The following is a 13,142-nucleotide window of genomic DNA, read 5'->3' as shown; positions in this document are numbered from 1 at the left end:
TAATTAGTGGATTTTTATATTTTTCGCATTTCGATTATCCGTCAACTTAACGATACAGCTCCCCTGTTGGGCATCCCATGTCCAACTGGACTCATTTTTCTTTATCGTTGACGTTTGATTATTGTCCGCCACAGCATAGGGTATGGTCTTACCATCAATGGTGACGACATTGGGCTTGCTTTCAAGATGATAGCTTAAGTAGAGCTGTCTTCCTTTGGCAGGTATGTAGCCTTTATCCTGGGGCTGAATCGCTGTTTCAAAATCTCTTTCTGCCAGGGTTGTGCAGGTAAAGCGTGTCGTAGCACCAATACCTTTGAGATAATCCTGTGTCTCACCATCGTCTTCATAAAGTTCAAATGTAGCGGACTCTCCTTCATAATTGGGGAAGATATGGATATAAAGCGGATGTATTGGATCCTGACCGATATATTGCATGATCGGCATCATGGGTACGATAGCACCTTTTTTGACAAACATCGGAATTCGATTCAGAGGTGCTCGGTAGGCAATCTGCTGCCCACCCAGATATACCGTCTTTTTGTCGTTAAAATCAATCCATTCGCCATCGGGCAGATAGAGTTTTTTGATCCGTTCGCCTTTTTTCAGTACAGGGGCCACGAGGATTTCCTGTCCAAACATAAACTGATCATTGATCCCGATAACTTGGTCGTCTTGTGGAAATTCCATAAACAAGCCCCTTAATATAGGTAGACCTGTCTGATGCGCTTTGTACGCATGGGAATAGAGATATGGAAACAGTTGATATTTGAGTTCAATGGCTGTCTTGGCATTTTTTTCGGCGACCTCACCAAATAACCAGGGTTCGACCGCATTGTTGCCTTCGTGATGGGCACGGCTCAATGGATTAAAAATACCAAATTGCATCCAACGTGTATACAGCTCCGCCATAGCAGGGTAGTCTGTAATGTCTCCACAGTAACCTGAAATATCTGTCGTCCAGAATGGAATACCGCCAAGCCCCGCCGATAATCCGACCGCAACCTGATTGGCCAATTGACTCCAGCCTTCAGTCACTTCGGTTCCACTGCCACTATCGCCAGACCAACCAAAGGTATAGCGCTGAAGTCCAGCATATGCTGCGCGTGTCATCTGAAAGATCCGCTTGTTGGGATTACGCTTGTCAAACTGCTCTTTCACCACCTTATCCCAGGTAAGACCGTATACGTTGTGGATCTCGGCATGCATGCCTAACTGGTGTTGCATATGAAGTCTATCAACATCCTCTTCATTGCTCCAGGCAGGCTCCCCCATATCTGTCCAGAAACCACTCACACCATCGGCTAGGGGCTTCTGCTGGAGCTGCCCCCACCAGTCGGCCACAGATGGATTTGTAAAATCAACGACACCACAATTACCACCCCATGGCCAAGGCATATCATAAGATGTACCCGTACGACGGTCCTTGACAAAATATCCTTTTTGATGGGCCTCCTGCCACTGACTCTTATTTGATTGCGACACCACTGGATCTTGTGAGAGAATCATCTTAAAGCCTTTTTCATTCAGCTTTTTGAGCATTCCTTTAGGATCTTTATAATTTCCTTTACGCCAGTTGAAATCTTGCAGTTCCTGTGTCCAGCCTATATCCTGATAGATGATATCACAGGGAATTTCCCGCTTTCGAAATTCGGAAGCGATCTCCAAAGCTTGGTCTTCCCGTGTATAAAGTCCACGGCTCTGTGCAAAACCAAACGCCCACCTCGGTGGCATGATCGGTTTCCCAGTCAATGCGATATATTGCTGTTGGATCTCTTTATAATCCTTTCCATAGATAAAATAGTAGATGAAGGGACCATCTGGTGCTCCAAAGGAATAGGATTCTGTACTGCTGGTTCCAAAGTCAAAAGCTGTTTTATAGGTATTGTCCAAAAAAATACCATAATGGTAGCTGCTCATGAAAAAAGGAATACTCTTATACAATGGATCTTCTTGACTGCTATAACAGGGTTTGTCGCTATTCCACATCTTGTAAGACCGGCCTCTTCGATTGAGCGGCCCAGTCTTTTCGCCTAGGCCAAAGAATTGTTCATCGGGACGCAGTACTTTATGTGCCACCGTCTTGGTACCGCTCGTGCTGTGCCCAAGACTTTTATAATCACTGAAAACCAACTTTTGCCACTTATCGTAAATCAGCAATTGCATGGGATTCTTGTTGAGACGGACACGCAGCTTTCCGGTGAAGATTTCGAAGGTTGCCGGTTCGTTATTCACCTTGATTTCACCGATGTCTTCAAGCTGTTCATGAACTACTGCAAAGGAAGAATTCTTCCTTTGCAATGTGCCGCTGACATCATACCATATCCGAACAACAGAACTGCTGCAAAAATAAAGCTCCAACTTAGCGCCGTCGCTGCAATTGAAAGTCACCTTTCGCCCCTCGATCTGATAATCTTGGCATTGTGTCGCTTTCATCATCTGCCCTGCTGCTCCATGAACGATGGAGATCAGGCAAAACAGCATCAAATAAAAAGATTTTAGTTTATGCATAATAGGTTTTTAATATTCGATCACAACCATGTCCCAATACTTGAGCCCCGGCAGATCTATGGTCAATTTATTTCCTGTCTGCGCTTTAGTAAGCGGAATAGCGACGCCCCCTTGCATATCGGGCGATGCCAGCCATACACGCTTGACAGTACGTGTCACGTCGAGCTTGATCTGTAGGCCATCGATACTGGAGGGTTCCTGTTGGGTCCCATTGGTATCACGCCATTCCATAGTATTGGCATCCTTAAAATTGATCAAATGGATTACATCGCGGTTAGCAAAATATCGCCCATAGCTTGTAATACTGCCTGATCTTGCTTTACCATTACTGATAGTCAAAGCGTTTGTACCGGTGACACTAAAGACCGCGGCTGTACCACCATCTCGCAATACGTTTTGGTAAGCGACCATAAAGTCATAATATTGGATCAGCTTTTCCTTTGTTGTTCCTTTAAGCTGCAGGTTGTTATTTGCAAAATATTCATTGGTCAAATAATGTTCTCCCATTTCAAGGTGAGCCCCTCCATTGGCAAAGATGACCGCATTGGTCAGCAACACGCCTGGCTCATTGACAAAGCCTGCCTGATTGGACTTAGCATAGTTCATATAAGCTGCTAATACGGTATTCTTATTGTAATTGCTAAAACGGTCATTGTCTTGAATAATTTTCACCAATTCATCGTATGATTTGTTAGGATCCCAAACTTCGGTATATAAAAAATCAACAGCAGATGGTGCTATCCCAGACTCCTGACCGTATTGATTAACTGCATTCATCACGTGATACTTGCCCGGAAAAGCCTTCTTTGACGCTGCTATGAATGGGGCGTAGCGCTGCTCTAGTTTCACTTCTTTGCCAGTATAGTCATATAGTTTTCCGCGGTCTCCCAACTGATCAATATGATAGCCGTCAAAATTATAGACCGCAAATACATCTTGATGTCTTTTGTTAATGTAGGTCTGCCAGTCGGAGTTGCCGGGATCGACCAAATAGATATTGCTGCGAAAGGGTGCATTCAACGAATGCCTATCTTTCTCCTGATGTTGATTATCCTTAAAAAGGTACCATTGTTCGGATACCCCATCACTTGCCGCATTGGACAAAGCGCCATACAACAAGTTGTAGAACATCGCTTTCATCCCTTTATCATGAGCGGCCTGAATATAGCCATCCACGGTAGATTTGTAATTAGTCCGGCCGATGAGATCCAGCCAGGAATCAGCCGGATTGGATACTGAACCGGCCAAAGGTTTATGCTGATCCATCTGCCAGTCATAAAACTGGATTCCATTAATATGGAAACGGTTGAGCGTTTCGACATTGCGTTGTATTACCTGCTGATCAAGGCGATCGTAATTGGATACAAATCCATACCGTGGAAACTTGCGCCAGTCAGAAGATACATCAACGGCTATGCTGTAGAGCGGCTTTTTAGTTGTATCATCAGTTTTAAAAAGATAGACCATGTAGCCCCGAAAGTCTGTTGTAGGTGGTGTCCAGGTCCAGCTCAGCTGCGAAAGCGGCTCCTCTTTGATCAATTCGCCCAGATAGGTATAGGCGACACTCAAATTATTGTCGGAGATGGCAGCTGTAAATGTGATCTTTTCCCCAGGTTTATAAACAGCTTTATCTGTATTGATGACAGGCTTAAAATAGGTCTGCCCATAGGTGATCGGGTCTTTTTCAATATCGTAATAGTTGTTGCAGCTCGCGCTTAGAAGGATTCCGCCGGCAACCACAAGTCTGAATATTCGTTTCATCTGTAAATAATTATATCATGCACACAGAAGCTTATTAATTTCCTCCATTTTGTTGATGGAGGAAAAAGCTTAAGATTGATTTATTGTTTGATAATTGTGACTGTTTCCTGTAGCTGATCCAGTATGATACTGTATGTACCCGCAGTGGTCACTTTCCACTTATTATCTGGATTAGAGCCAGACTTGCTAAAGATCATCTGCTCGGTCTGCCCTGAGGGTGTCCTGCCATTTTGTGAAGCCAAAAACCATGCGCCATTCCAATCGGCCTGTTTATCGCAACTAAACTTTAATTCACCGGCTTTAAGTGTTCCAGACCAGGTAAACCTGTGGGGTGTATCACCCTTAACCATTGGGGTTGCTGTGGCAATATCCCAACCATTGGGTGTCGCATCGCCCACAAGATAAATAGCCGGAAACGATGTAAAAGGAGCAATGGTAATTTTATTGGCCCGTAGATCCAGTCTGATCTTATAGATTCCTTTATTAATCCGCCATTTATAATCATTCTTATTTTCACTTTCGGACCACTTGACGACAGGTAGGTCTGTTCCAACGCCTTGTTGATCTGTCTCTGGGCGCAAAAAGACAACGCTTGGATCAAAATCTGGCTTCGTTGCAATCTTAAACTCGTCGGTGCTATTATTAGAATTCAATACGGCATGATAGGTAAAAATAAAAGGGTCATTCGGGTCTTTCACCATAGGCTGAAAGGACCAACCGGTAAAGCCACCCACAAACCACAGTGCATCATACATAGCTCCCTCAATTTCAGTAATGACAATAGATCGATCGATCAGATTGACTTTGACTTGGTATAGTCCAGATTTGGCAACGGTAAATGGAACATCGTAGGGATCTGACTCCGACTCACGATAATAGAGCTTTTCATTATTTGTTCCTTTGTTGTATGAAGGTGTAAAATTGCCCAAGGTGCTGATAAACTTAAACTCGCCCCGGCTCAGTACACCTTGCCATATAAAGGCTCCTGGCGTACCCTGTATCGGATTCATCCTGCTGGCTTTGTTCGCATCCCAGCCGTTGCTTGTTGCGCTACCAAGGATATAGAGTGTTTCGGTAACCGGCTTGTAGGTTTTGATCTTTAAACTAATTATTTGAGACAACTGTGTTGCGCTTTGTCCGTCTTGGGTCTCTGCTATGACACGCGCTTCCAGCTGTGCTCCGCTTCCTGCTGTGATGCCAAGCTTTTCAATCAACAATTGATTAAAATCTTTGGTAACATATCTTTGTGACCGCAATCCTTTCTCAAAAGTACTGTTAATGGAAGGCTTAAAATCCTTACCTTTTTCACCGATTTCAAGGGTATACTTGATGGCTGCATTCGTTCCAAAATTAGAACCCGAAGTCCAGTCGAATACTACAGCTTCCTGCTCCGGGGCGGCAACATTCAATACAATATCTGATGTTGAGACACTGAGTTCTAAGGGACCATCGGGATAGATGACATTGCCAAAATCGTCTTTACAGGACTGACAGAACAAGGACGAGATCAAGATCAAATTGATAATATAATATAGTCTTTTCATCTTTTTAAATTTGTTAGTTGGTTAATTACCAAAATGGATTTAATAACCGGGATTCTGCTTCAAATTTGGATTGGCGTCAATCTCAACTTGAGGAATGGGTAACAACAAATGTTTTGCGGTGGCATTGAGCTTGCCGATGCTGTGCAGAAAGTTAAGCGCATACTGCCCGTTGTCCCAGCGAATCATATCAAACCAGCGTTGTCCTTCAAAAGCAAGTTCTATTCTTCTTTCGTGACGGATTTTTTCACGCATATCAGCTTGGGAAAGCCCTGTAATTGACTTTTTGTCGGTCAAACCTGCTCGTTGTCGCACCATATACAGGGGATCCACCGCTTGAGCCGTATTGCCGAGTTCATTGAGTGCCTCGGCTTTCATCAATAGCACGTCTGCATAACGTAACACAACGATATTGGCCGCATTGGTATTGTAATCGGGTGAAATGGACAATGGAACCAAAAATTTGCGCACGTTATATCCTGTGGACGACATATTGGATTTGTAGGCCTTACCGTCGAAAAGTGGTCCTCCTTCATACAAAACAGTTTTATCTTTGCGCAAGTCTCCAGTTTCGTATTGGGAGACAAACTCAGCTGTTGGCTGATTCCAACCGTAGCCGCCGCCCACCCAGCCCGAATTGCGTGGTCCCATATAGGTGCTCAGCCAGTTTGCCTGATTTTCATCGTCCCAAAATCCGGCCTTGGTAAGTCCATAATATTGTACTTCAAAGAGCGATTCGGCTGTATTTTTATGACGAGGCTCCCCCCCAAAACAATCACTATAGTCTGCATTAAGCACATACCCCAGCGACTCGACCTGATTGCATTGATCAATGCACAACTGATATTGTTTTAGTGTGAGGTAAACTTTTGCCAAAAGGCCTGCCGCAGCTCCTTTACTGACGCGTCCCTTATCCTGATCGGCATATTCCTCACGACGAGGTAACAGTGTAATGGCTTCCTTAAGGTCTGGTACAATGACTTCATTATAGATGCGTTCTTTGCTCACGCGAGCCGGTTTGAGATCATCTCCAGGTTTCGCGGGTACCAATGAAAGCGGCACATCGCCAAACAGCTGAACCAAAATAAAATAATAGTTCGCACGGAGGAATTTGGCTTCGCCAATCAATCTGTTTTTCAATTGGGGATCTATATCCATCGAAGGGACATTTTCCAAGACGGTATTACAATATAAAATACCGGGATTGGGTCCTCGCCAAAGATCAACCGCCGAAAAATTGTCTGGGCCAGTGGAAAAATTGGACAATTGGATCGTTTCTATTCCATCATCGCCACCACCTGCACCCACGGCACTATTCCCTGCCATAATGTCTAATGACCATATACGCATATTGTATAACTTGGGTCGTTGGAGTGGCTGATAAGCCGCATTGATCATTGCAACAGCAGCGGAAGCATCCTTGACGGATTCGGCACTGGGATCCTCAAGAGGTTCTTTATCCAAAAATTTTGAACATGAGCCCAACCAAAGGGGCATCGCCGCAAGGGCCATATAAAATATTTTTTTCATCATCATGAGTCTAATTAGTTAAAATCTAAGGTCCAATCCCAAGCTAAAGTTTTTTGTGATCGGGTAGTTACTATTGTCAACACCTCCTATCACTTCAGGATCGAAGCCAGAATACTTGGTCCAAGTAAACAAATTCTGCCCTGAAAAATAAAACCGCAACCGTCCTGCATGCAGACGTTTGGCTACAGCTTCAGGCAAGGTATAACCTACGGTCAGATTTTTCAGACGCAGGTATTTTCCCTGCTCAATAAAACGATCTGAATTACGTGTATTCTTATTGGGGTCGCTGTAAATCGCTCTCGGCACCTCATTGCTGGTTCCCTCAGCGGTCCAACGATCAAGAACCTTAGTCGTCTGATTTCGTATGGTATACATACCTTCCAAGGTAACCCTATTGGCATTATAGATCTGGTTTCCAGACACCCCCTGAAAGAATACTTCAAGATCTATATTTTTATAGGACAACTTATTATTCATGGCAAAACTCCAACTTGGTGTTGGATTGCCTAAATAGGTCCGGTCATAGTCATTAACAACTCCATCTTTATTGATGTCCCTAAATTTGATATCGCCGGGTGCCGTACTATTAGCGGGATCTGCCCCTTGATATTGATAAGCATAACTATTCACTTCGGCCCAGTTTTGAAAAATACCATTGGTCAAATAGCCATAAAATGATCCAACAGGCTGTCCAATGGTATGGGACTGATAACCGTAGTAAATAGGTACATCGCCATCAAGTCTAACGACCTTATTTCTATTATAGGAGATATTGAAATCGGTATTCCAAACCAATTCTCCTTTTAGGTTTTGGCTACGTAAACTTAATTCCCACCCCTTGTTTTCTACCTCTCCGGCATTGATCATTGGCGTATAGCTGTCTGAATATCCTGTCGTAATGGGCACGCTCATTTTGACAAGCATATCTGAGGTTTTTTTGATGTAAGCATCCATCGTCAACTGGATCCTGTTTTTGAAAAAACTTGCATCAATTCCAACATTCTGTTGTTTGATCGTTTCCCAGCGTATGCCCGGGTTAGGCATAACGAGTGGGTACAATGTCGAAACGGGAATACCATTGAAAACATATTGACCAGTTTTTAAGCGGGCTGATGCAGCATAGTTATCCAACACGGCCTGATTACCGGTAACTCCATAACCGATACGGAGTTTAACATCACTCCAAAAATCATTTTTGTTAAAAAAAGACTCTTCAGAGATACGCCAGGCGGCAGAAAAAGAAGGAAAAGTCCCCCAACGGTTGGCCGAAGCAATTCTTGATGTACCATCACGACGTACAGTGGCCGTAAGGAGATAGCGATTTTTAAACGTATAATTGGCGCGCCCGAAGAATGACAATAACGCCCATTCGTTGCGGCTCCCACCTACAGTTGGATCTAACAAGCCATTATTTAACTGGTTATTATTGTCGGAAAGAAATTCCTTGATACTTCCATTCATGTAATTATAATCATTGTTTTGCGCACTAGAACCTATCATCACATTGATTTCGTGTCCACCCCCGAAAGTATTTGCATAAGTGAGGGTATTGTCCCACAAATAGGTTAGGCTCTTGTTGAAACTTTCACTCCGATAGGAATTGGGAACGGGGATGGGTTTCCAATTGTATTTAGGCGAAAAGGTCATATTGTCCCAAGCCTTATAATCAAGGCCAAGCAAAGTTTTGAAGGTGAAATGATTCAAGAAATTTGCTTCCGCATAGATATTTCCAAGAAGATTATAGCCTTTCGTTGTATTTTGTTCAAGCATGGCAGTCCCGATCGGATTGCGCAGATCGCCATAGAATATAGCTTCATTTCCTGGCCCTGAATAGGTACCATCTTCATTAAAAATTGGTTGTGTAGGCAATGAGGCAAGCGTATTCAATACGCTATAGGAACCATTGTGTTTTACATCATGGCTTAGCGTGAGCGTATTGCCCAATTTGAGCCATGCTGTCTGTTTAGCTTCATTGTTAAACTGAAAATTATACCGTTTGTAATCGGTGTTTTTCACGATGCCATCCTGATTGAGTATACCAGCAGAGACGTAGTACGTATTCTTTTCTCCACCACCAGCATAACTAAGGGCATAATTAGCTAATTTACCTGTCTGTAGGAGCGCATCTAACCAATCTGTTCCTCGGCCAAGCAATGTAGGATCGGCAAAATCCGGTCGTTGACGGTTATTGTTGTTGGCCATCATCTCATTGTGCTGCGACGCAAACTGTTGTGCATTCAGCATTTTGGGTAGGCTCGTTGCCTGCTGAATCGCGTAATTGGCACTTGCCGTAATACTGCCTTTATTTTTATTACCCTTTTTTGTTGAAATCAATACAACACCATTGGCTCCCCTGGAACCATAAATGGCAGTAGCAGAGGCATCCTTGAGGATATCGATTGTCTCCACATCATTTGGATTGAGCGCATTGAGAGACAGATCCGTTGGGACGCCATCAATCACTAACAATGGAGCACTATTGTTGATTGATCCCAGCCCTCGAATCTGTATGGACACATTGCTTCCGGGCGCGCCTGAGTTGATAACCTGTACACCAGAGGCACGTCCTTGAAGCGCTTCGCCAACATTTGCCACAGGCTTATCTTTCATTGCCTCTGCACCCACAGACGCTAAAGAACCTGTCAGATCTTTCTTTTTAACGGTCCCATATCCAATAACAACCACCTCGTCAAGTGCTGTGTTATCCTTGACTAATATAATATTATAAATTGATGCATTGTCTACTTTTAGTTCCTGAGTCTTGTAGCCGATATAGGAGATGCTCAAAACTGAACCATGTGCAACGGTCATTTTAAAATGGCCATTTCGATCTGTCTGTACTTGTTGGGTTGTCCCCTTGTTGTTGACGGAAACAGCTTCAATAGCTAGCTTGTTTTCGTCTTTTACAGTACCCTGAATCTCCCTTTGTTGTGCAAATGAATTTAAACAGATCAAAATCATTGAAAGCATGAGAATGGGATACGTAAAACGTAATCGCCCCTGGTTTTTCATAAAATTTGATTTTTACGTATTACTTATAATTGTTATCTAATTTCGATTTGAAACTAGTGTCAAATCGCCCCCTAATTGGTTTATCCAAAAATAAGAGGATCAAAGAGCAGATAAAAGAGGTGTATCGCCAAATATAGAAACAACAAAAACGTAAAAACCTAAAAAACAGAATATTACATCAAATACAACAAAGAAATATATAGAAGATTAGGTCAATAATTTAGGGCTTTTCGACCTATTTTTGTGACCAATTCATCAAAATCTTCGCGCGGGACGGCAGCTTTATTTCTGAATTTGGTCCGGTAGGTATAAATGGTATTGGTTGAATAGTGCAGGAAACGGGCTATCTTTGCGCTGTCTGTAATACCCAAACGTATCAATGCAAAAATACGGAGTTCCGGGCTCAGTACTTCATTTGGCTTTAAGACGACTTGCATATCTGCGACTAACAGTGCATTGAAATCTTCCACAAAGTTCGGATACAAGTGCAAAAATACATGATCAAAAGTGGCGTATAATTCTCTTACTTCATGGTCGATCATATCGCGTGATTTAAGCATCTGCTTGAGCTCTTCGATCTTCTTGGCCATGACCATCTTGTTGAGCGAAATCTGGTATTTTTCGAGCTTATCAATATATAAGGAACATAAGTTTAGGAACTCACCGATATAGGCTTCTTTGATGTGATTGGTTTCTGCCAACTCGCTATTCATAGACAGCACTTCGCTATTGGTGGTATGAAGTTCGTCATTGGCTGTATTCAATTGCTGATTGAGCACCTGCAATTTTTGATTGAGTTCGAAGAGCTCTCTACGGACGCGATTTACCCGCTTCATCTGCCTGTATATCAAAATAACTGCTATAATGAGGCACAGCGATAGGATACTGACAATCGCTAGAAAGATTGTCAATTTTGCCTTTTGTTGTAATTCATTTTCTTGATAAGCTGAGTTTATGATTGGAAAGATCTGCGAAGCTTCATAGGTCCGGAAACGGGCATTACAAAATATAGCATCCTCCATTGACGATTTGATACAGCTATAGGCTTCTTCAATATGGTTTGACTTATACAATAAGGTCGCTAATGCCTGCATCGAGGCATTCTCCTTGATGGCGTTTTTAATATCACTAATCGCGGATAGCGTCAAATATTTGCGTTGAAGGTCAATATTTCCTTCCTTTTCATAGATATTAGCCAGGGCATAACATAAGATGGCATGTTCATGATCCTCTTTTCGGGAAAGATCAAGCATATACATCAAACTCTTTTTCGCTTCCTCAAATTTCCCTTCATCATGGAGCTTTTCGGCATAAACTATACGGTATTGACTACTTGCCGTGTCCAGTTCACTTAAGAGCGAATCGCGATAGCGGTCACTCCGAATAGCATACTGCCGATCGTCGGTATTTGAAAATGAATAAAATTTATAGAGCCTTTTCCACGCATCGTAATACTTGATCAACAGTTCTCTAGGAAGCTTGTTCTTACCTACAGTGGCCAATATTTTATAGGCGTCAATATACATACCTGCTGTGAAGTAAAATGAAGCAAGATCCAGATTACTTTCATTGATTTGGAAGAAATCGCCACTTCTTTTGGCTAATTTTACATTTCCCCTAGCATATATAATCGCAGAATCTAGTTTATATGAAGAATATTCTTGGTAAAGGAGCTTGTTTAATTCGTATTGTCCGGAAGTGTTATTTATTGATTTCTGAAGTTGTCGTCCCAAATCGTCTATTCTCGCTTCTTTGAGGGCCATAAACACTTCCTTTTTGTCGATCATCTGAAGCAGTTGTATCAACGCAGTATCCTGTCCAGTTCCTGCTTTACATAAGATAACCGATATAACAATCAACAGGACACATAAAACACGTCTATACATGATACTTTAAACCAAAAGTGACAAAACACAATAGTAACATTTTCTAGGCTTAAAACAAAACTAGCATATACTAATGTTATACATTTATCAAAAATAAAAAATTGCAAATATTCTGATAATATTTTGCGTATTAATACAAATCTTAAACGTTCTTAAAACCTTTATTGAATATTGACACACTTTTAACACCTAAAATCTTGACCTCAATTATCTGTTTATTATTTCTATAAATGTTAGTTGAGGGGATTATTATAAATAATTCGAATTCGTAATTTTGAACTACTAATCTAACAATCAACTTCTTCTAAAACACAATCAAATACTGTGAATACAGTACCTAACATTACTAAAATTTTAAGTTGATTATTGAATTTTAATGCCCTCTTCCTGAAATATGTATATATATATGTTTTATCTGAACGATGATTGTAATTATTGTTATAATGGACAGTATAATGACCATAAAAATCAAAAAGGGTGATTTTCTCTCTTTAAAAGACTTCTGGGATATAGTAGAGGTATGTTTTCTCTTTCTCCTCTTAACAGCAGGTTTTCTCTTGTGTACATTATGTTTTTTTTTCATTTCAATACAACTGGAACAATAAAAAATAGAAATCCTATATTAAAATTTGATAAAAACATAAATTGATACTCATTTGCATCAACAATAATTTTATAATCCTAAACTTCCTAATACAACATTTCTCAAAACCTATTTTTCTTTCAACACAGGTTAGAACAAAAAAAGCTACAAAAGTTAATGACCGTTTAGACTTATGAGAAAAACTTCACTAACACATTAATTATAAAGATACCCCAACATGATGCTGCAAGATTTACAGATGGAAAACAGGAATGTCGGACAGCCATGACCGATACTTAGACTAAACAATACCAACATATT

6 protein-coding genes are annotated in these 13,142 nt (G+C 41.6%); all 6 read right to left on the bottom strand.

Annotation, left to right across the window (positions count from 1 at the left end):
- Positions 1-3: 3 nt before the first annotated feature.
- The 6 genes from CBM24_RS08085 to CBM24_RS08060 all read right to left on the bottom strand — a co-directional run bounded on the left by CBM24_RS08085 (position 4) and on the right by CBM24_RS08060 (position 12,238).
- Positions 4-2,508: a glycoside hydrolase family 31 protein gene (locus CBM24_RS08085; protein WP_198386060.1), complete on the bottom strand. Its 2,505-nt coding sequence runs from the start codon at positions 2,506-2,508 to the stop codon at positions 4-6.
- Positions 2,509-2,517: 9 nt separating this feature from the next.
- Positions 2,518-4,269 carry a glycoside hydrolase family 66 protein gene (locus CBM24_RS08080; RefSeq protein ID WP_088160823.1) on the bottom strand — a complete coding sequence of 584 codons (1,752 nt, stop codon included), beginning with the start codon at positions 4,267-4,269 and terminating at the stop codon, positions 2,518-2,520.
- Positions 4,270-4,349: 80 nt separating this feature from the next.
- Positions 4,350-5,813, bottom strand: coding sequence for a SusF/SusE family outer membrane protein (locus CBM24_RS08075; RefSeq protein ID WP_088160822.1), 1,464 nt, complete (start codon positions 5,811-5,813; stop codon positions 4,350-4,352).
- A gap of 39 nt (positions 5,814-5,852) precedes the next feature.
- Positions 5,853-7,322 (bottom strand): RagB/SusD family nutrient uptake outer membrane protein, encoded by a 1,470-nt coding sequence (locus CBM24_RS08070; RefSeq protein WP_232475722.1) that lies wholly within the window; start codon positions 7,320-7,322, stop codon positions 5,853-5,855.
- Positions 7,323-7,358: 36 nt separating this feature from the next.
- Complete coding sequence (locus CBM24_RS08065) at positions 7,359-10,352, bottom strand: SusC/RagA family TonB-linked outer membrane protein (RefSeq protein WP_088160820.1); 2,994 nt, start codon at positions 10,350-10,352, stop codon at positions 7,359-7,361.
- A gap of 212 nt (positions 10,353-10,564) precedes the next feature.
- Complete coding sequence (locus CBM24_RS08060; protein ID WP_088160819.1) at positions 10,565-12,238, bottom strand: DUF6377 domain-containing protein; 1,674 nt, start codon at positions 12,236-12,238, stop codon at positions 10,565-10,567.
- Positions 12,239-13,142 lie beyond the last annotated feature (904 nt).

Source organism: Sphingobacterium sp. G1-14, from assembly GCF_002196555.1.
Taxonomy (GTDB): domain Bacteria; phylum Bacteroidota; class Bacteroidia; order Sphingobacteriales; family Sphingobacteriaceae; genus Sphingobacterium; species Sphingobacterium siyangense.
Note: the sequence above shows the minus strand (reverse complement) of the source record. Positions and strands in the feature narration are given on the sequence as shown.

Excerpts from the sequence above, each read along its gene's own strand:
- CBM24_RS08085 (WP_198386060.1), bottom strand. The coding sequence starts at position 2,508 with ATGCATAAACTAAAATCTTTTTATTTGATGCTGTTTTGCCTGATCTCC.
- CBM24_RS08080 (WP_088160823.1), bottom strand. The coding sequence starts at position 4,269 with ATGAAACGAATATTCAGACTTGTGGTTGCCGGCGGAATCCTTCTAAGC.
- CBM24_RS08075 (WP_088160822.1), bottom strand. The coding sequence starts at position 5,813 with ATGAAAAGACTATATTATATTATCAATTTGATCTTGATCTCGTCCTTG.
- CBM24_RS08070 (WP_232475722.1), bottom strand. The coding sequence starts at position 7,322 with ATGGCCCTTGCGGCGATGCCCCTTTGGTTGGGCTCATGTTCAAAATTT.
- CBM24_RS08065 (WP_088160820.1), bottom strand. The coding sequence starts at position 10,352 with ATGAAAAACCAGGGGCGATTACGTTTTACGTATCCCATTCTCATGCTT.
- CBM24_RS08060 (WP_088160819.1), bottom strand. The coding sequence starts at position 12,238 with ATGTATAGACGTGTTTTATGTGTCCTGTTGATTGTTATATCGGTTATC.